This window comes from Paraburkholderia sp. IMGN_8 (genome assembly GCF_038050405.1).
Lineage (GTDB): Bacteria > Pseudomonadota > Gammaproteobacteria > Burkholderiales > Burkholderiaceae > Paraburkholderia.
Window position 1 is genome coordinate 972,810 of sequence record NZ_CP150900.1, and the last position, 19,456, is coordinate 992,265.

Below are 19,456 nucleotides of genomic sequence, written 5' to 3' on the forward strand. Positions count from 1 at the left end.
AGTCGTTCGCGCCGGAATGCAATAAGCCTCAGGTCAGAGCGGTCAGGCCGTCTGCGCCGCATGCGTGCGCGCGTTCGCCTCGACTGCCTGCAGCACCTGCGCGGCCGCCGAGATCGCGATGATCTCCGGTGACTTGTCGACGATGCCGTCGACGCCGAGCGGGCACTTCATCCGCGCGATCTGCGACGGATCGATGCCGCGCGCGGCGAGCCGATGCTCGAACTGCTTGCGCTTGCTGTGCGAACCGATCATGCCGAAGAACGCGAAGTCGCCGCGCCGCAGGATACGCTCGGCCAACTCGAGATCGAGCGCATGGTTGTGCGTCATCACGATGAAGTACGTGTTCGGCACGGCCTGGTCGATGGCTTCGTCCGGGGCGTCGTTCGGATCGATCTGCACGTTCGGCGCATGCAGCGTTTGCGGGGGCGGAAACTGCGCGTCGCGTTCATCGACCCAGCGCACGCGGCAGGGCAGTGTGGCGAGCACGCGAACCAGCGCCGCGCCCACGTGACCGGCGCCGAACAGCACGACGGGGAAGTCGCCTGGCGCGATGGTCTCGGTGAGCAGCGCGCTGCTGTCGTCGAAGCCGGCGCCGTCCCACAGCAGACAGTCGGCGGCATCGACGCCCGGCTCGGGGTCGGACAGCATCACCGCATCCGGTGCGGGGCCGAATGATACGCTACGTACCGTCGAAAGACCTGCGGCCACGCGTTTCGCGAGCGACGTGATCCAGCCGAGGTCGCCGATGTCGAGGCGCTCGAACGCGAGAATCACCGCGCCGCCGCAGCATTGACCGAGGCTGGGCCCAAGCGCGAAGCGTTCGAGGCGGCGCATATGCGGCGAGCGCATGCCGTCGCGCAGCACCTGGCGTGCCGTCTCGATGGCTTTCCATTCGAGGTGTCCGCCGCCAATCGTGTGCTTGGCCGAATCGCGCGTGACGATCATCTTGGTGCCGGCTTCGCGGGGCGCCGAACCTTCGACGCGCGCGACCGTCACCAGCACGGCGGCGTCGCCGTGCGCGAGCAGTTGTTGCAGATCGGGTAGCCAGGCTTGCATCCGGCGGTTCTCCATACGTGGCCACGCGGGGTGTCCGTGCGGCCGGTTGAGTGTGGCGTGAAGCGTTCGTGTCGCTTCAGGCCGTTGCTTGTTGCTTTGCTCACGTGCTTAAACAGTTGTGTCGGTGGTGGCCGGTTCGGTTGCTGCCGCGGTAGTCGTAGGCGGTTGCAATGCGTCCAGCGCGTCGAGAATCGCTTCCGGCGTGGCGGGCGCGCGTAGCGGCGGCGCGTTGTCCGCGTCCGGCACCGCGGCCGCAACCGCGTCGCGAATCGCGAGAAACACCGAAAACGGCAGCAGCAGAGGCGGCTCGCCCACGGCCTTCGAACGGAACACGGTCGGCTCGGCGTTCTGATTGCGATACAACTGCACGTGGAACGCCGCAGGCGTATCGCTCACGGCAGGAATCTTGTACGTCGACGGCGCGTGCGTCATCAGGCGGCCATCGCGGCTCCACCACAATTCTTCGGTGGTGAGCCAGCCCATGCCCTGAATAAAACCGCCTTCCACCTGACCGATATCGATCGCCGGATTGATCGATTGACCGGCGTCGTGCAGTACGTCTGCGCGCATCAGTTTCCATTCGCCGGTCAGCGTGTCGATCACGACTTCTGACACCGCCGCGCCGTAGGCAAAGTAATAAAACGGGTGACCGGTCAGCGTTTTCGCATCCCAATGCACTTTCGGCGTCGTATAGAAACCGTCGGACCACAACTGCACGCGCGCCAGATACGCGGCGCCCACCAGTTGTTCGAACGGCATCGCACCGCCGTTCACCGACACTTCGCCGTTGGCAAACTCAACCGCGTCCGCGGTGCCGCCGAGTTGCTTCGCGGCCAGTTCGGCGAGACGTCCGCGAATGGTGCGCGCGGCGGCTTCGGCAGCTTTGCCGTTCAGGTCGCTGCCGGTGGAGGCGGCGGTCGCCGAGGTATTCGCGACCTTCGACGTATCGGTCGCCGTCACGCGCACACGCGAGAGCGGCAAGCCGAGTTCGCTCGCCACCACTTGTGCGACCTTCGTGTTGAGCCCCTGGCCCATCTCGGTGCCGCCGTGATTGACGAGCACCGAACCGTCTTTATACACATGCACCAGCGCGCCGGCCTGATTCAGAAACGGCACGTTGAACGAGATGCCGAACTTCACCGGCGAGAACGCGATGCCGCGTTTGAGCACTGGACTCTTCGCGTTGAACGCGGCGATCGCATCGCGGCGCGCGCGATAGTCGCTGGTTTCAAGCAGTTTGTCCGTAAGCGGTGCAATGATGTTGTCTTCGACGGGTTGTCCGTACGGCGTCGTATTGCGTTCGCCGATACCGTAGTAATTCGCAAGCCGCACGTCGAGCGGATCGCACTTCAATTGACGCGCGATGCTGTCGAGCATCACTTCCATCACCAGCGCACCTTGCGGTCCGCCGAAGCCGCGAAACGCGGTGTTCGATTGCGTATTGGTCTTGCAGCACAACGCGACGATATCGACGTCGGACAGGTAGTACGCGTTGTCGAAGTGGCAGACCGCGCGGGTCGCGACCGCGCCGGACAGATCGGCGGAATATCCCGCTCGCAAAGCGATTTCGACGCGCGCGCCGAGAATCCGTCCGCTAGCGTCGAAACCGGCTTCGTACTCGTAGACCGCGTCGTGCCGCTTGCCGGTGATCATGAAATCGTCGTCGCGGTCGGCGCGCAGTTTGACCGGACGGCGCAGCAGTTTCGCCGCCAGCGATGCGACGCACGCGAACAGCGCGGATTGCGATTCCTTGCCGCCGAAGCCGCCGCCCATCCGCCGGCATTCGCACACGACGTTATGCGCCGGCCAGCCGAGCATATGCGCGACCACCTGCTGCATTTCGCTCGGATGCTGCGTCGAACTGTAGACGAGCATGCCGTCCATTTCTTTGGGCACCGCGTACGCGACCTGGCCTTCGAGATAAAACTGTTCCTGGCCGCCTACTTCAAAGGTGCCGCTGATTCGATGCGGCGCGGCGGCGATTTTCGCGTCGGGCTCGCCGCGTTTCAGATGCAGCGGCGGCAGCACGAATTGCTTGTTGGCTTTCGCTTCGGCGGGCGTGAGGATGGCTTCGAGCGGCTCGTAACGAATCACGTCGTCGCTCCTGGCGAGCGCGGCGGCGCGGCGCGCGAGGTCGTGGCTTTCGGCGATCACCGCGAACACCGGCTGACCGAGGTACAGCACTTCGTCGACGGCGAGAATCGGGTCGTCGTGCAGCACCGGGCCGCAATTGTTCTCGCCGGGGATGTCTTCGGCGGTCAGCACGGCGATCACGCCCGGTGCTTTCTTCACCGCCTCCAGATCGATCGATACGATCCGCGCATGCGCATGGCGCGAAAGCCCAAGCGCCGCGTGCAGCGTACCTTGCAGTTCGGGGACGTCGTCGGTGTAGGTGGCCTCGCCGCTCACGTGCAGCGCGGCGGATTCATGCGGCAGCGACGCGCCGATCGCCGTCTCGCTGTCGTCAGCGGCGGCGTGCTTTTCAGCGTGCTTCTCAACGTGTTCGACGAAAGCATCGGTCCGGTTCATCACGACGACTCCTTCGCGACGGCCGCGTCCGGCACGCCGCCTTCGAACGCGAACGCATTCACGTCGAAGAGGGCGAGCGGCGCGTCATCGCGCGTTTCGAGGTGGAAGCGCCACAACAGGTTGCGCGCCACCTTCAGTCGATAGGCGCTCGAGGCGCGCATGTCGGTCAGCGGCTGATAATCGGCGACGAGTGCGTTCATCGCTTGCCGCGCGGTGCTTTCGTTCCACGTCGCGCCATTCAGCACGGCTTCGGTTTGTGCGGCGCGCCTGGGCGTCGCGGCCATGCCGCCGAACGCGATGCGCGCTTGCGCGATCACGCCGTTTTCGCCGATGTGCAGCGCGAACGCGGCGCACACCGACGAGATGTCCTGATCGTAGCGCTTCGAGACCTTGTACGTGCGGAAGCGCAAATCGCGCGCCGGACGCGGCACGCGCAGCGCCGCGACGAATTCGCCGGCCGCGAGCGCGCTCTTCTGATAGCCGAGATAGAACGCGTCGAGCGGCAGGGTGCGGGTTTTCGGGCCGTGCCGCAGCACGACTTCGGCGCCGAGCGCGAGCAGCGCCGGCATCGAGTCGCCGATCGGCGAGCCGTTTGCGACGTTGCCGCCGAGCGTGCCGGCATTGCGGATCGGCAGCGACGCAAAGCGCGTCCACAGTTCGGCCAGTTCCGGGTAATCGACGGCGAGCGCCGCGTAGCCATCCTCGAGCGTGACAGCGGCGCCGATCGTCAGCGTTTGCGCGTCGCGCTCGATCGTTTTCAATTCGGCAACGTTGCCGATGTACAGAATGTCGCCGAGATCGCGGAACTGCTTGGTGACCCACAGGCCGACGTCGGTGCTGCCCGCCAGCAGGCGTGCGTGAGGATGAGCGGCACGCAGTGTGGCGAACGCATCGAGCGTGACCGGCGCGTGGAAGGTGGGTGTGCCGAAGGCGGCGCCGCGCGTATCGGGCGCGGTGTATTCGAAGGTGTCGCGGCGCTGGATCGCGCGCAATTTTTCCACGACGGCTGCCCGGTCCAGCGCGACGCGCGGATATTGCGAATAGTCGAACATCTTCTGCGTCGCGTCGACGATCGGCCGGTAGCCGGTGCAGCGGCACAGATTGCCGGACAAAGCGGCGTTGATTTCATCGCGGGTGGGCAAGCCCGCGGCGGCCGGCTGGTTCTCGTACAGCGCCCACATCGACATCACGAAGCCGGGCGTGCAGAAACCGCATTGCGAGCCGTGGCAATCGACCATGGCCTGTTGCACGGGGTGGAGGATGCCATCGGCGGCGCGCAGGTCTTCGACGGTGAAGAGGGCTTTGCCATCCAGCGTTGGCAGGAACTGGATGCACGCGTTGACCGCTTTCAGCGCGAGGCCGCCTTGCGTGTCCAGCTCGCCGACCACGACGGTGCAGGCGCCGCAGTCGCCTTCCGCGCAGCCTTCCTTGGTGCCGGTGCAATGCAAATCCTCGCGCAGGTGCTGAAGCACGGTGCGCGACGCGGGGACGCCCGCGACCTCACGGACGGACCCCTGGTGATAAAAACGGATGGTTTGCGTTGTCATGGCGAATCCGAAAGACATTGCGGACCGGGCGCGCGTTACGCATGGGGTCGTGCCAAAACCGGCCTCGCGCACGTAGATCGCCATCCATATCCGAAGATATCACCACCTTGTCCCGAAAATATTTCCCGTTTCGCATGAAGCTTATTCGGCAGCGGTCATGAAATAAGTACGATTCGTGACAAGCCGGGGAGTTGCGTGAGGCGGGGCGGATGGCGCAAAGCCATGCGGGGCGGGGTGCGGCGGGGGAATGGAGTTGCCGGGAGGGCTTTGCCGGCCTTCGACCCGCCGCGAACGGGACGGTGCAAAGGCCGGTGCGAATCCAAAGAATCAGGCGATCCGGCCGCGATTGCGGTACAGGCTCAGCGCCAGCGGTACGAAAGCCACCACAAACGCGACCAGCGACCACGCCGGCAGTGAAAGACCGAGAATCGGCGGATACGGTGTTTCGCACAGTCCGGCGACCTTGAACACGCCCGGCAGCCACTGTGCGGGCGGCAAGCTGTCGACCAGCGGTTGCAGCGCGTCGAAGCCGCAGCTGAAGCCCGGATTCGCCTGAACATACACATGCCGCGCGGCGGTTACGATGCCGGCCAGCGCCGACAGCGCTGCCAGCACCTCCAGCAGACGCACGCCGCGCCAGCTATTGAAGCGCGCGCCGAGGAACGCAAAAATCGCGATCAGCAAGAAGAAGTAACGCTGGATGATGCACAGCGGACACGGGTCTTCATGCTTGAAGTACTGCAGATACAGTGCACCGGCCACCAGCCCGATGCAGATCAGGCCAAGCAGAACCAGCAGGGAGCGCTCGCGGCGCAGCATTGCATTGTCGTTATTCATGGATCGTGTGGCTGTCGATGGACGGAAAAAGTCGAGAAAGGGCGGGTGCCCGCGATTCTAGCGCGAACCTCCGCCCTGACGCTTATCGCACTTTTACGCCGTCATCCCGATCAGCGGATCGCGTTGAGCACTGCTTCGGCGCCGCGGCCGATGGCCAGTAAGGCGTCGTCGGCGTGCGGCGCGCCTGCCAGCATCAGGCCGACCGGCGCGTCGCCGCGCAGATGGCAGGGCAGCGACAGCGCGCAGGTATCGAGGAAATTGAAGACGCTCGGGTTGCGCAGGATCAGCGCATTGGTGCGGCCAAAGGCGTCGTCGTCGTGTGCCAGATCGGCCACGCGCGGCGGCACGACCGGCACGGTCGGCGCGACAACCGCGTCGAAACGCTGCCACAGCGTGCGCGCGGCTTCATCGAGCAGCGCCTGGCGTTCGGCGAGCAGGTCCAGATAGTCCGCAGCGCTGGCGGGCTGGCCCTTCAGAATACGGACCAGCACGCGCGGATCGTATTGTTCGCGGTGTTTCTCCAGCAGCGGACGGTGCCATGCGTACGCTTCGATCGGCGCAAAGCCGAAGCGGTTGATCTCGGGCAAACGGTCGAGCGGCGCGAAACGCACTTCGGTGACGATCGCACCGGCCGCTTCCAGATGCTTGAGCGCCGTGTCGATCGCCGCGGCGACTGCCGGTTCTACCCCGTCAGTGACGAAATGGGTGAGCACGCCAAGGCGCACGCCTTCGAGCGGCCGGGCCGCCGGGATGCGCGGCTCGAGGCCGGCCAGCATCCGGTCGACCAGCGCGCAGCACGCCACCGACACGCCGATCGGCCCGAACGAATCGAGCGTCGGCGAAAGCGGCACGCCGCCATGCTTCGGGATGCGCCCGGCGGTCGGCTTGAAGCCGGTCAGGCCGCACAACGCGGCCGGAATGCGGATCGAGCCGCCGGTATCCGTGCCGAGCGCGACCGCGGCCATGCCGTCCGCCACCGAGGCCGCCGCACCGGACGACGAGCCGCCCGAAATCCGCTCGTCGCCTTTCACGCCGCGCTGGTAAGGCGACAGCGGGTGGCCGTAATGCGGGTTCAGGCCCAGTCCGGAAAACGCGAACTCGCTCATATTGGTCCGCCCGACGATCACCGCGCCCGCCCGTTTCAAACGCGCGACGGCGACCGCATCCGCAGTGGCGGCGGGGGCGTCGGCCAGCACGACCGAACCGGCGCGCGTCACCTGCCCCTGAATATCGAACAGGTCTTTGACCGACACCGGAATCCCGGCGAGCGGCGAGAGCACCGTGCCGGCGGCGCGTAGGCGGTCGTGCGCATCGGCGGCGGCGCGGGCGCTGTCGGCATCGACGTGCATGAAGGCAACCGCGCCCTGGCCGGCGGGATCGGCGATCCGTTCGAGCGCGGTTTCGACGAGCGCGCGGCTCGTGGTGCGGCCGGCGGCGAGATCGGCGGCAAGCTGGGCAAGCGGCGGGAAGGGCGTGAATTCAGTGGCCATGATGGTCGTCCGGATCCGGTTAATTCGGTTACATACGGTTGAACAGGGTCGCGCGGAACGCTTCGATATGCTTTTGCACCGATTGGCGGGCGCCTTCTGCATCGCGTTCGCGCAACAGGCGAAACAGTTCGAGATGTTCTTCGTGGACGTCTTCGAGATGATGCGGCTCGGACAGCGAAATGAACCAGAAGCGCAGCGAGCGTTCGTGCAGCCCGCGCAGAATGTCGGCCAGCACCGGATTACGCGAGGCCGCCGAAATCGCCAGATGAAACGCTCGGTCGATATCCATCATGCCTTCGATATCGTGCGCCGCGGCGCAGACCGCCGAGCGCTCCAGCAAGGCCTGCATCGCATCGTAATCGTGCTGCTGCGCGTGGCGCGCGGCCAGTTCGACGCAGTAGCTTTCGTTCACCAGCCGCACGTCGATGATCGCCAGCACGTCGTCGAGCGAGACCGGGCGCACCATGATGCCCTTGCGCGGCATGATGGTCAGCATGCCTTCGTGCACCAGCCGGTGCAATGCCTGATGAACGGGCGTGCGGCCGATGCCGGTCAGCGCCATTAATTCCGCTTCGTTGAGCACCTCGCTCGGCCGCAGGCGCATCGTGATGATCTCGCGCTTGACGAACGCATAGGCCTGTTCAGCGAGGCTCGCGCCGGCGGTCTCGCGGGTGGGGCTGGAAGGGCGGGCAGTCTGCAGAAGCGTCATGTAAAGAGAGAGCGGGCAATGTCGCACGCATTGTAGAACAAGGTTTTGCGCGGACGGCGCGAGTGTGCGTGGATCATGAGTGGACCACGTGCGCCGCCGTTGCATGTCAGGCGCTGCTCGCCGTGACCGCCGCCGCATGCTGCACCTTGACGCGCGGCATCATCAGCGTGACCAGCCCGCCGACGATCAGCGCCCCCGCGATCAGCACCAGCCCGAAGGTCACGCTATGCGTCGCATCCTTGACGATGCCGAGCACATACGGGCTCACATAGCCGGCGAGGTTCGCAATCGAGTTGATCACCGCGATACCCGCGACCGCCGCAGTGCCTTGCAGGAACGTCGTCGACATCGACCAGAAGATGCCGAAGCCCGCCAGAATGCCGATATACGCGATCGACAAACCGGTGACGGCCAGCGGAATCGAGTTCGTCACCGAGGCGCTGCCGAGCAGTCCCACCGCGCCGATGAAGCAGCACACCGCGTAATGCCAGCGGCGTTCGCCCGTGATATCCGACGAGCGGCCGATCAGGATCATGCCGATGCCCGCCGCCAGATAGGGAATCGCGGTGACAAAGCCATTGGTGACGAGGTTCGTGACGCCGAGATCCTTGACAATCTGCGGCAGCCAGAACGAGAAACCCGCGTTGCCGGTGACGAGGCAGAAGTAGATCAGCGTCAGCAGCCAGAAGCGGCCCGAGCGCAATGCGACCGCCAGACTATGCTCGGCGCCGGCCGCCGCCGCGGCGGTGTTTTCGCGCGAGAGGCGGTTGAGGATCACACGCTTTTCGTCGTCGGTGAGCCAGGCGGCTTCGGCAGGCGTGTTGCGCAGCACGGCCAAAGCCCAGAAACCGGCGAGGATCGACGGAATGCCTTCGATCAGGAACATCCATTGCCAGCCGCGCAAGCCGTGCGCTTCATGCAACGCCGACATCAGGAAACCGGACAACGGCGCGCCGATGATCCCCGCTACCGGAATCGCCGCCATGAACACGGCGACCATCCGCGCGCGCCGGTCGGACGGAAACCAGAAGGTCAGATACAGCACCACGCCCGGCACCAGCCCGGCTTCGGCGACGCCGAGGAAGAAGCGCAGCACGTAGAACATCGTTTCCGAGCGCACGAACATCATCAGGCACGACAGCAGGCCCCACAGCATCGTGATGCGGGCGATGGTGGCGCGCGCGCCGAACTTCTTCAGCAGCAGATTGCTCGGCACTTCGAACACGAAATAGCCGAAGAAAAAGATCCCCGCGCCGAGTCCGTACGCCGCGTTCGATAGCCCAAGATCGCCGGTGAACTGCAGCTTCGCGTAACCGATGTTGACGCGGTCCAGGTACGACAGCACGTAGACGAGAAACAGGAACGGCATGATGCGCCAGGTGATCTTGCGCAAGGCGCCGGCCTCGAGCCACGCGTCGGAAGACGCGTCGGCGGTAGCGGATAGCGAAGGGGTGCTCATGGGTGCCTCATTCGACGATGGGTAGCGCTCGCACGCGATAGGCGTGGCGCAGCGTGCGGTTCAGGATGGGGTCGTGGAGTTCGAGTTCGAGCGCGTCGCCGTCGGCCATCCCGACGATACCGCCTTGCACCGCCAGCGTGCCGCAGAACATCGCGGCGCCTTGTGCGAGGGGCGCGCGCTCCAGCAGATCGGCGGCCGGCAGCAGCGATGCGACGCTGCCTTGCTGATAGACGCGCCGCTCGCCGTTCGCAATGGCATACGCGCGCAATTCCAGTTGATCCCAATGTCCGGCGACGTCATCGAAACGCCATGCGTCGCGGGCGACCGGCTTCGGGCAGACCTGCTTGGATACGGTGACGCCATAGGCCTCGACTTCGCGGTCGGTGTGGTCGGAGCCGACGGTGACGAGCAGTCCCGCGTTCGAGCGCACCAACACGCACTCCGCTTCGCCGCTGGACTTCACGCCGACCACGTCGATCTGTTCGGCTTGCGTCAACAGTTCGGCGCCGAGGCGGTAGAAGCATGGTGTGGTCGATGGCCGTTTCACGCCGAGTTCGGCCAGTTCGGCGATGTGATGCTCGATGGCGGCCTGGTCACGCCCGGCCCAACCGGCGATGGTCAGACGATTGACTTCGACAATATCGGCGCTACTGCCGCCGGATCGGTCTACAACATTGAAGGACACCCGCTGCATCACCCGACTCCCAAGAAAATATTCTACAAATATTATTGTGATATTTCACAGGCGTCCAGCGTGTCAAAAACATTCTGCGTGGGTGATTCCCTGTGATTCCCCGCGGTCCTTTTGCATGCCAATCCACGGTCCTCCCGGCGTTTGCGCGTTTTCGGCGCGTCGCTTGGGTGCGGTACACTGCGGTCTTTCTGACATTACTTTTTGTAAGGAACGCATTCATGCATCACGGCATCGGCTTTATTCAGGATCTGGCGGTCGTGATGGCGCTCGCCGGCGTCGTCACCGTGCTGTTCCATCGCCTGAAACAGCCGGTGGTGCTGGGCTACATCGCCGCGGGAGTGATCCTCGGACCGTACACGCCGCCGTTCCAGCTGATCCACGACGAGCAGACCATCCAGACGCTCGGTGAATTGGGCGTGGTATTCCTGATGTTTTCGCTCGGGCTCGAATTCAGTCTGCGCAAGCTTTTCAAGGTCGGCGCGACGGCGATCGTCGCGGCGCTCTCCGAAATCGTGCTGATGCTGTGGATCGGCTACGAAATCGGCAGCGCGTTTGGCTGGAGTTCGATGGATTCGCTGTTTCTCGGCGCGATTCTGGCGATCTCGTCGACCACCATCATCGTCAAGGCACTCTCGGAGCTCGGGTTGAAACGCGAGAGCTTCGCGCAACTGGTGTTCGGGATTCTGATCGTCGAGGACATTCTGGCCATCGCGATGCTGGTGCTGCTGTCCGGCATCGCGCAGACTGGGCAGCTCAGCGCGGGTGTGGCCGTGGTCACGCTCGGCAAGCTGCTGCTGTTCATGACGGTGTCGCTGGTGGTCGGCATTCTGGTGGTGCCGCGTGCGCTCAATTACGTGGCGCGCGCGAGGAGTGACGAAATGCTGCTGGTGTCGGTGCTCGGCTTCTGCTTCGGCTTTTGTCTGCTGGTGGTGAAGCTCAATTACAGCATTGCACTCGGCGCGTTTCTGATCGGCGCGATCATGGCCGAATCGCGCCATCTGCACCGGATCGAGCATTTGATCGCGCCGTTGCGCGACGCGTTCTCGGCGATCTTCTTCGTGACGATCGGCTTGATGCTCAACCCGGCCGTGCTGGTCGACTATGCGTGGCCGATCGCGGTGATTACGGTGGCGGTGATCGTCGGCAAGATCGTCTCGTGCGGGCTGGGCACCTTTCTGGCCGGCAAGGACGGACGCACGGCGATGCGGGTCGGCATGACCGTCTCGCAGATCGGCGAGTTCTCGTTCATCATCGCCTCGCTCGGACTGACGCTGAAAGTGACGAGCGCGTTTCTGTATCCGATCGCGGTCGCCGTTTCCGCATTGACCACGCTCTTCACGCCGTACCTGATTCGCGCCGCCGACCCGCTGACCCAGCGCATTGGCCGCGCGATGCCGCGCACGTTTGCCAACGTGTTCGGCATGTACGGGCAGTGGCTGCGCAGCTTGAGCACCGGGAGCGGCGAGCCGACGCTGTTCAGCATGACGCGGCGGATCATCCTGCAGATTGCGGTGAATCTCGCGCTGGTCGCGGCGATTTTTCTGATCGTGTCGTATAGCGCGCCTTACACCGGCAACCTGCTCGCGCATTGGCTGACCTCCGAGCCGATGCAGCGCGTCGTGCTGTGGAGCATCGCGCTAATCGTTTCGATGCCGTTTCTGGTGGCCGTCTATCGCAAGACCAAGTCGCTTGCGTTGCTGCTCGCCGAGGTGAGCGTGCAGCCCGCGATAGCGGGGCGCTTCACAAGTGCGATCCGCTACGCGATTTCCGACCTCGTCCCGGTGGTTTCGATGGTCGGCGTGTTTCTGCTGGTCGCGGCGCTATCGAGCAGCATCCTGCCGCCGACCGGCCTGCTGACCGCAGTGCTGATCTGCGCCGCACTGCTGCTGGCGCTGCTCTGGCGCTGGTGCGTGAAAATCCATGCGGCGATGCAGATCGCGTTGCGCGAGACCTTCGACGAACAGCCGGATCCCTAAGTCGGACTTGCGCCGTGGCGCCGAACAATGTGAGCAATTGTGTGCAGGTTTGCCGGGCGTGCCCCGCTGGCGGATAATCAGGGCATATTCATTCGTTCGCGTGGAAGGCGCCTGTCTGACTGTCATGAGCGAAAACAAACCTGACAATGCCGGCAAGCCCGGCACCCCCCCGTCGCCATCGGCGTCGCCGTCCGGCGAAACGCCGAGCGCGTCGAAACCCGACATCACGCTGGATGAGCCAGCGGCCTCACTGCCTATCTCCCACGAAGATTCCATCCAATCTCCAATCAAGGACGTGGTGAAGCCGCATGAGACTTCGACCGACGATCCCGATAGCGCGTCAGCAGTCACCCGCGCCGATCCGCAAACGGCGCGGCAACGTGACGCGGCTGAAGCGCGCAGCTCGGCCGCGGCTTCAACGGCGCAACAGGAGGCCGCCGTCCATGAGCGCGAAGCACGCGACGTGCGATATGCCGCTGTGCGTCCCACTACGCTTGTGGGCAGTGAGCCGATTACTGGAGAAGTGACCGTGCCGGCGGATGAGGTCGCCGCGGCGGAAAAGGCGACAGCCTCGTCCGCGCGCCGGGCAGGCTCGCCGCCGCCCGGGTTCGGCGCCGCGCCCGACTTCACCGCGTCGAATCCACCGCCGCCGAACGCTTTGCCGCCGTCGCCGCCGCGTTACCTGAAGCACAACGATTCGGCGTGGACCGTGTTCGGCCGCATCGTCGCGGCGCGCGCGCGTCAATTGTTCGATCGCGCGGGTCAGCGGATCACGCAGCGCACGCTGCGCATCGGCGTGTCGGCGCGTATCTTCCATCCGGAGCCGGGTGCGAAGGGGCTGCGCGGCAAGACGCTGCAATACCTCGAGGAGTCGATTGCGCACTGGGTGATGTCGCGCGATGTGCTGGTGTTCATGATTCCGACGGTCGGGCACCAAGGCATGCTGCACCCGAGCAATATCCGTTTGCGCGACTATGCGAAACATCTCGACGGCCTGCTGCTGCAAGGCGGCGCGGACGTCTCGCCGCAGTCGTACGCTGAAGCCGCGACCAGCCACGAGTGGCCGGGCGACCGGGTGCGCGACATGTACGAACTCGAACTGCTGCACGAGTTCATCGAGTCGGGCAAGCCGGTGCTCGGCGTTTGCCGCGGCTGTCAGCTAATCAACGTGGCGTTCGGCGGCACCTTGTACCAGGACATCGCCACCGAAGTGCCGACTGCCGGCGCGCACGTCAACGAAAACTACGATCAGCATCGGCACGGCATTCACTTCCCGGACGGCTCGACGCTGACGAATATGTTTCCGGGCCAACGCGACGCGATCGTCAACTCGATCCACCACCAGGCGGTCAAGACACTGGGTCGCGATCTGAATATCGAGGCGGTATCGGCGTCGGACGGCATCATCGAAGCCGTGCGCTATCGGCGCGCACCGTTCGTGATGGGCGTGCAGTGGCACCCGGAGTTTCATCGCGCGGGCGGCGCTGAGTTGCTCGATTGCACGCCGTTGCTCGATACGTTCCTGCGGGTAGCGCGCGAAACGCGTTTTTAAAGCCGCGCTGTTAAAGCCGATACACGCGAGGCGCCGCTCTGTTGTTGGGCGCGGCCCCTCGTGCAGCGGTGTTCGTTTCGCTTCTTTCTCGCTGACTTCTCGGACATCTCGCCGGCAGACGTTCGATTTTCCGGTCACTCGCGTCCGCTTTAATAAGATAGTCAGGTATGCGAGATAACGCGCGAATCAATCTATTGCGTTATCTCCAAAATGCGGTTCACGATTGGCGTTGGATTCGTGCGAATTCAACGTGGACGGTGCGCATTCTCAGGAGTCGGATCGTTGCGTTTTTGGTCTGGATGAAAGCGTTTATTGCGCGATTGATGGATTCACTTGGCCAAATCGTTCGCTATCGATTTATCTCGATTTAAAGTGCGGCCACGCGACACTTGAATGCTTCGCTTAACGGCTAATCCGCGCGATAATCCACGGCTATTTTGGATTCGCATGGAGCACGCACGTATGAAGTACCCCTTAATAGTACGTCGCACCATGCTGCTCGCGACCTCGTGTGCGCTGTTGCAGCATGGTGGCCTCGTGCTGGCAGCGTCGAACGGTGAAGCCGCGCCTTTGGTCGACACTCGGCCGGCCATGAATACGCTCACGCCGCAGCCGGTCGCCGCCGTGCTGCGCAGCGCGGCATCGGGCGTACCTGCATCGGGCATACCGGCTTCGGGCATACCGGCATCGGGCGCGTCGGCCACGGCCGGCGATGCACAAGGCAACGTCGCCGAATTGATGCAGATGATTCACGATGCGAAGCTGAGTGAACTGCGCACCACCTATAACGGCAGTTATGGCGCGAGTCTGCTTTTCTATCCGCAGGAGATGACGTATTACGTCGCGTTATTTCAGGATAAGCATTTCTGGCGTGTGATCAATTCGCAAGACGTGGCACGAGCCGAGGCGGTTTACGCCGGCTTTGTCAAGCAAACCGAGCAACTCGCGGATGTGGAGATTCGCCGCACGCAATTGCAGGCGCAGAAGGCTTATATCGAGGACGTCATCGCACTGTCTGAAGATCGCGCGAAACGGCTGCAGGCCGATCTCGACGTCGCTCGTACGCAGCAGGCCAAGGTCAACGACTATCAACGGCAAACGCAGGGTGAAGCGGCGGCGCTGTACGCGGAAAAGGAACGGGCACAAGCGCAGTTGCGTCAGGTGCAAGGCGAGGTGATGCAGTTGCAGCGGCAGACCGAGTTGGGGTTGCCGGCGCAGAAGTAGGCGAGAAGCGCATAAAAAAGCCCGGCAACAGAATTGCCGGGCTTTTTACGCCGCGATCTTGAGATCGCGGAGCGCTTACTTCGCGAATGGATCGGTAACGTCGGTTACGCGACGTTGCGACAGATGGTTCATCCAGTCGGTCCCGCTGAGTCCGGTCTCGCTGGCCGCCGGAGCAGGGCGCGAAGGCGGCGCGATATGGCAAAGGTGTGTGCCGGATCGCATTGTTCTGGACAACGATCAAACCCGGCGCGCTCGTTTTATCGATCCAACCGGTACACATAGCGCAGCGCAGTTATATCCACGCCGCCCATCTGATCCGGTTCAGCGCCGACGAACTGCCAGCCTTGACGTTCATAAAAGCCGATCGCCGCCGTATTGCCTTCGAGCACGTACAGGTAAAGCTGCGTTTCGCCTTGCGCGCGCGCCCAGTCTTTGGCAGCGCGCATCAGCAGTTTGCCCACGCCGATGCCCTGATGTTCCGGTAGCGTATGCAGGTTATCGAGCAGCACGCCCCACGCCGACTCCGGTTGCTGTTCGACGCACACAAAGCCGATCGGCTCGCCAGCGAGTTCAGCGATCAGCACGCTGCGGCGCTCGCCGCCCGGCGCGCTCAGACGCGCTTCCCAATAGGCGGCGCGCTCTCCGTTGACTTCGCCGTCCAGAAACGCATCAGGCAGCAGACCCCGGTAAGTGGCCTGCCAACTGGTGCTGTGGATCGAAGCAATCAGCGCGGCGTCCGCGAGGGTCGCGGGGCGCAACGAAATAGCGTGGGTGGGCTGCATCGGGATGGTAGTCAACGGAAGTGCTCAGTTGCTAAGTGTACTGCGCGGGTCGGAAGGCGGAGCCTGTAATGAAAATGTATGAAATACGCGACAGCACCGGGAACGGAAACATTATGTGCAGCGGGCTCCGTATGTTTCACAACGTTTACCCTGATACGGCGCAATGCATTCGATATAAAATGCAGCGCCCCCGGCGCGTCTCATTTTTGCCGCGGCGGCCGCTTGCCGACCGCAGTGAATCGTTTCAACTGCCTGATCGCCGCTGGTCCCTGTGGCGACAGGCTCATCAGAGAGTGTCATGTCTACTGCGTCACCAGCCACCCTATCTTCGTCCCGAGAATCCAAGGTCAAGACAGTTTTCCGCGTCGTCAGCGGCAACTTTCTTGAAATGTACGACTTCATGGTCTACGGATATTACGCGTCCGCGATCGCCAAGACCTACTTCCCGAGCGGCAACGAGTTCGCCTCGCTGATGCTTTCCCTGTCCGTGTTCGGCGCGGGCTTCCTGATGCGCCCGCTGGGCGCAATCGTGCTCGGCGCGTACATCGACCATCACGGCCGGCGTAAAGGCCTGATCCTCACACTCGGCCTGATGGCGCTCGGCACGCTCACGGTCGCGTCGATTCCAGGTTACGCGACGATCGGTGTGCTCGCGCCGGTGCTCGTGCTCGGCGGCCGGTTGTTGCAGGGCTTCTCCGCCGGGGTCGAACTGGGCGGCGTCTCGGTGTATCTGTCGGAGATCGCTACCAAGGGCAACAAGGGCTTTTATTGCGCCTGGCAGTCGGGCAGCCAGCAGGTCGCCGTGGTGTTCGCCGCGCTGATCGGCGTGGCACTCAACAAATTTTTGCCGGCTGACCAGATGACTGCCTGGGGCTGGCGCGTGCCGTTCCTGATCGGCTGCCTGATCGTGCCGTTCCTGTTCCTGATCCGCCGTTCGCTGCAGGAAACCGAGGAGTTCGCGGCGCGCAAGCATCATCCGGGCATGGGCGAGATCATGAAGACGATGGCCGCGAACTGGGGCATCGTGCTGGGCGGCATGGGCATGGTGATCATGACCACCGTATCGTTCTACATGATCACCGCGTACACGCCGACCTTCGGCAAGGAAGTGCTGAAGCTGTCGTCGATCGATACGCTGGTCGTCACCGTCTGTATCGGCCTGTCGAATCTGGTCTGGCTGCCGCTCGCGGGCGCGCTGTCGGACCGCATCGGCCGCCGTCCGGTGTTGCTGGCGTTCACGATTCTGACGATCCTCACCGCCTATCCGGCGTTGCAATGGCTGGTCGCGGAACCGTCGTTTGCGCGCTTGCTGGCGGTCGAATTGTGGCTGTCGTTCCTGTACGGCAGCTATAACGGCGCGATGGTGGTGGCGCTGACCGAAGTGATGCCGGTCGAGGTGCGCACCGCCGGCTTCTCGCTGGCCTACAGTCTCGCGACGACGATCGGCGGCTTCACGCCGGCCATTTCGACGCTGCTGATTCACACCACCAACAATAAGGCCGCGCCTGGCCTGTTCCTCGGCGTTGCGGCGATCTGCGGCTTGATCGCAACGCTGGCGTTGTATCGCACGCCGGAGTCGCGTAATCAGTACCGGACTGCGTAGCGGCTGCTTGCCTTAGGCCGGTAGAAAAAAACAGAAACCCCGCACTCGTGAGAGCGCGGGGTTTTTTGTCGGGTGTTGCAACGGCGGCGTGTTTTGACCAGCCGCAGCACGCAGGCCGTTAGCCCAGACGCAATTCGTTAGCCACCGCCTCGACCACGTCGCCCCATACGCCTGGCTGCGGCTGGCGCAACAGTGTCGTGCCCGGATACCACGGGCTGAGCGTTTCGCCGACGAACCAGCGCCAATCCGCCGAGAACGGCAGCATCAGCCACAGCGGCTTCTTCAGCGCGCCGGCCAGGTGAGCGATCGACGTATCGATCGACACCACCGCGTCGAGCCGCTCGATGATCGCCGCGGTGTCCGCAAAGTCGCCGATCCGCTCGTCGAAGCGATGAATCGATGTGGCACGCGGATGCGCGTCGAGCGCGGCGCGTTCGTCGGCGCTCAGTGCAGGTTGCAACACGATCCAGTCGATCCCGTCGAGTGTGAAGAGCGGGTCGAGCGCGGCAAGCGGCATCGAACGGCTTTCGTTTTGCTGGATGCGTCCCGACCACGCGATGCCGATCTTGCGTTTCGCGTGGCCGCCGAGCGAGCCGCGCCATTTGCGGCGATAAGCCGGCGGCGCGCTAAGGTAGGGCGTGCGGAAGGGAAGTGTGTCGTAGGTCGTGCCGAGCGCGAGCGGCAAGCTCAGCAACGGACATTGCAGATCCGCGGCCGGGCGCGGTGCGCCCTGGGCGATCAGCGTCACGCGCCAGGCTTGCGCGGCCGGCGCAAGCAGCGGCAGCAACTGCGGCTGCACTTCGAGCACGACGCGCGCCGCGCGTTGCGCGGCCAGCGGCACGAAGCGCACGAACTGCAAGGTATCGCCGAAACCCTGTTCGGCGTGCACGAACAGCGTGCGTTGCTCGATCGGTTCGCCGTGCCAGCGCGGCAGCGTCTGCATGACCGGTTGCGCCATTGTTTGCAGCCGCCATTCGTATTCAGGCAGTCCACGCGCGAAATCACGCAGCGTGAGCCACGCAAGCGCGCGGTTCATGTGCGCGGAGGCGAGGTCGGGGCGCAAGCGCAGCGCCTGATCGAATGCGCGTACAGCCGCGGCGTGTGCACCCAGTGCCTGGTGCGCGGTGCCCAGGCTCAGCCACGCGAGCGCGAATTGGGGATCGAGCCCGACCGCGCGCTCGAGATACGGTAGCGCCTGCGCATGGCGGCCCAATGCCGCGAGCGCGTTGCCGAGGCCGAAGATCGCGGGCGGCAGGTTCGGCTGGAAGGCGAGCGCCGCCTGGAACGAGGTGACCGCTTCCGCGTGGCGGCCGGTGGCGTCGAGCGTATTGGCGAGGTTGAAATGCGCGGCGACGAAGCGCGGCTCGGCGGCCAGCGCGGCGCGAAAGCACGGGATCGCTTCATCCGCGCGGCCGAGCGCGTTCAGCGACATGCCCATGTTGTTGAACGCGCCCGCATGCCCGGGGCGCAATTCGAGCGCGCGCTGGAACGACGCGATCGCTTCCGTGTGACGTCCGAGTGCATGCAACGCATTGCCGAGGTTGTTATGCGACGACGCGTCCTCCGGCTGCAGGCGCAACGATTTCTCGAATGCGTCGGCGGCGTCTTCGTGGCGGCCCGCCGCCGCGTACGCGTTGCCGAGGTTGTAGTGCGCCATCGGGAAGGAAGGCGCGAGCGTCAGCGCATTGCGAAATTGCTCGATCGCGTCGTCCAGTTTGCCGAGCGCCTTCAGCGCGTTGCCGAGGTTCAGTTGCAGCGCGGCGTCTTCCGGGCGCAGGTTCACCGCGCGCCGCACGAGCTCGGCAGCTACGGCGTGCTGGCCCTGCTGGTGGCGCAGTACGCCCAGCAGGTGCAACGCATCGACGTGCGCGGGATTGCCGTCGAGCGTCGCGCGATAGCCGCGCTCGGCGTCGTCGAGCCGGCCGTCACGATGCGCCGCGAAAGCGCGGTCAAATACAGGTTGCATGACGGAGGGATGGTCTTTCGGGTGAGGCGAAC

At 64.3% G+C, this 19,456-nt stretch carries 14 protein-coding genes; 4 read left to right on the forward strand and 10 right to left on the reverse strand.

Going from position 1 to position 19,456, the window contains the following annotated elements; translation table 11 throughout:
* Positions 1-42: 42 nt before the first annotated feature.
* From xdhC to WN982_RS04760, 8 genes are all read right to left on the reverse strand, one after another.
* Entirely contained in the window at positions 43-1,056 is a 1,014-nt protein-coding gene (gene xdhC, locus WN982_RS04725; RefSeq protein WP_341314617.1) for a xanthine dehydrogenase accessory protein XdhC, read from the reverse strand.
* 108 nt (positions 1,057-1,164) lie between these two features.
* Positions 1,165-3,585, reverse strand: a complete 2,421-nt coding sequence (gene xdhB / locus WN982_RS04730) for a xanthine dehydrogenase molybdopterin binding subunit (protein WP_341314618.1) — start codon at positions 3,583-3,585, stop codon at positions 1,165-1,167.
* A complete protein-coding gene (gene xdhA / locus WN982_RS04735; protein ID WP_341314619.1) occupies positions 3,585-5,132 on the reverse strand; it encodes a xanthine dehydrogenase small subunit in 1,548 nt (515 codons plus the stop codon). The genes xdhB and xdhA overlap by 1 nt, the downstream gene beginning before the upstream one ends.
* A 327-nt stretch (positions 5,133-5,459) precedes the next feature.
* The gene (locus WN982_RS04740; RefSeq protein ID WP_341314620.1) at positions 5,460-5,969 is read right to left on the reverse strand and encodes a disulfide bond formation protein B; all 510 of its coding nucleotides are present in this window, start codon (positions 5,967-5,969) and stop codon (positions 5,460-5,462) included.
* A 110-nt stretch (positions 5,970-6,079) separates the two neighbouring features.
* Positions 6,080-7,459 (reverse strand): amidase, encoded by a 1,380-nt coding sequence (locus WN982_RS04745; protein ID WP_341314621.1) that lies wholly within the window; start codon positions 7,457-7,459, stop codon positions 6,080-6,082.
* A gap of 28 nt (positions 7,460-7,487) precedes the next feature.
* Positions 7,488-8,168: a GntR family transcriptional regulator gene (locus tag WN982_RS04750; protein ID WP_341314622.1), complete on the reverse strand. Its 681-nt coding sequence runs from the start codon at positions 8,166-8,168 to the stop codon at positions 7,488-7,490.
* Between the two features lie 106 nt (positions 8,169-8,274).
* Complete coding sequence (locus WN982_RS04755; RefSeq protein ID WP_341314623.1) at positions 8,275-9,627, reverse strand: MFS transporter; 1,353 nt, start codon at positions 9,625-9,627, stop codon at positions 8,275-8,277.
* A 7-nt stretch (positions 9,628-9,634) separates the two neighbouring features.
* Positions 9,635-10,321, reverse strand: coding sequence for a DUF2848 domain-containing protein (locus WN982_RS04760; protein ID WP_341314624.1), 687 nt, complete (start codon positions 10,319-10,321; stop codon positions 9,635-9,637).
* Between the two features lie 218 nt (positions 10,322-10,539).
* Here WN982_RS04760 and WN982_RS04765 point away from each other — a divergent pair, with 218 nt between their 5' ends.
* The 3 genes from WN982_RS04765 to WN982_RS04775 all read left to right on the forward strand — a co-directional run bounded on the left by WN982_RS04765 (position 10,540) and on the right by WN982_RS04775 (position 15,073).
* Positions 10,540-12,297: a cation:proton antiporter gene (locus WN982_RS04765; RefSeq protein WP_341314625.1), complete on the forward strand. Its 1,758-nt coding sequence runs from the start codon at positions 10,540-10,542 to the stop codon at positions 12,295-12,297.
* 124 nt (positions 12,298-12,421) lie between these two features.
* A complete protein-coding gene (locus WN982_RS04770; protein ID WP_341314626.1) occupies positions 12,422-13,849 on the forward strand; it encodes a type 1 glutamine amidotransferase in 1,428 nt (475 codons plus the stop codon).
* 462 nt (positions 13,850-14,311) lie between these two features.
* Positions 14,312-15,073: a DUF2968 domain-containing protein gene (locus tag WN982_RS04775; protein WP_341314627.1), complete on the forward strand. Its 762-nt coding sequence runs from the start codon at positions 14,312-14,314 to the stop codon at positions 15,071-15,073.
* 257 nt (positions 15,074-15,330) lie between these two features.
* On the opposite strand, the gene WN982_RS04780 is transcribed toward WN982_RS04775, so the two are convergent.
* Positions 15,331-15,855 (reverse strand): GNAT family N-acetyltransferase, encoded by a 525-nt coding sequence (locus WN982_RS04780; protein ID WP_341315717.1) that lies wholly within the window; start codon positions 15,853-15,855, stop codon positions 15,331-15,333.
* Positions 15,856-16,153: 298 nt separating this feature from the next.
* Here WN982_RS04780 and WN982_RS04785 point away from each other — a divergent pair, with 298 nt between their 5' ends.
* On the forward strand, positions 16,154-17,458 hold the full coding sequence (locus tag WN982_RS04785; RefSeq protein ID WP_341314628.1) for an MFS transporter: 1,305 nt from the start codon (positions 16,154-16,156) through the stop codon (positions 17,456-17,458).
* A 118-nt stretch (positions 17,459-17,576) separates the two neighbouring features.
* Here WN982_RS04785 and WN982_RS04790 read toward each other — a convergent pair whose 3' ends face one another.
* On the reverse strand, positions 17,577-19,424 hold the full coding sequence (locus tag WN982_RS04790) for a tetratricopeptide repeat protein (RefSeq protein WP_341314629.1): 1,848 nt from the start codon (positions 19,422-19,424) through the stop codon (positions 17,577-17,579).
* Between the last annotated feature and the right edge of the window lie 32 nt (positions 19,425-19,456).

Excerpts from the sequence above, each read along its gene's own strand:
- xdhC (WP_341314617.1), bottom strand. The coding sequence starts at position 1,056 with ATGCAAGCCTGGCTACCCGATCTGCAACAACTGCTCGCGCACGGCGAC.
- xdhB (WP_341314618.1), bottom strand. The coding sequence starts at position 3,585 with ATGAACCGGACCGATGCTTTCGTCGAACACGTTGAGAAGCACGCTGAA.
- xdhA (WP_341314619.1), bottom strand. The coding sequence starts at position 5,132 with ATGACAACGCAAACCATCCGTTTTTATCACCAGGGGTCCGTCCGTGAG.
- WN982_RS04740 (WP_341314620.1), bottom strand. The coding sequence starts at position 5,969 with ATGAATAACGACAATGCAATGCTGCGCCGCGAGCGCTCCCTGCTGGTT.
- WN982_RS04745 (WP_341314621.1), bottom strand. The coding sequence starts at position 7,459 with ATGGCCACTGAATTCACGCCCTTCCCGCCGCTTGCCCAGCTTGCCGCC.
- WN982_RS04750 (WP_341314622.1), bottom strand. The coding sequence starts at position 8,168 with ATGACGCTTCTGCAGACTGCCCGCCCTTCCAGCCCCACCCGCGAGACC.
- WN982_RS04755 (WP_341314623.1), bottom strand. The coding sequence starts at position 9,627 with ATGAGCACCCCTTCGCTATCCGCTACCGCCGACGCGTCTTCCGACGCG.
- WN982_RS04760 (WP_341314624.1), bottom strand. The coding sequence starts at position 10,321 with ATGCAGCGGGTGTCCTTCAATGTTGTAGACCGATCCGGCGGCAGTAGC.
- WN982_RS04765 (WP_341314625.1), top strand. The coding sequence starts at position 10,540 with ATGCATCACGGCATCGGCTTTATTCAGGATCTGGCGGTCGTGATGGCG.
- WN982_RS04770 (WP_341314626.1), top strand. The coding sequence starts at position 12,422 with ATGAGCGAAAACAAACCTGACAATGCCGGCAAGCCCGGCACCCCCCCG.
- WN982_RS04775 (WP_341314627.1), top strand. The coding sequence starts at position 14,312 with ATGAAGTACCCCTTAATAGTACGTCGCACCATGCTGCTCGCGACCTCG.
- WN982_RS04780 (WP_341315717.1), bottom strand. The coding sequence starts at position 15,855 with ATGCAGCCCACCCACGCTATTTCGTTGCGCCCCGCGACCCTCGCGGAC.
- WN982_RS04785 (WP_341314628.1), top strand. The coding sequence starts at position 16,154 with ATGTCTACTGCGTCACCAGCCACCCTATCTTCGTCCCGAGAATCCAAG.
- WN982_RS04790 (WP_341314629.1), bottom strand. The coding sequence starts at position 19,424 with ATGCAACCTGTATTTGACCGCGCTTTCGCGGCGCATCGTGACGGCCGG.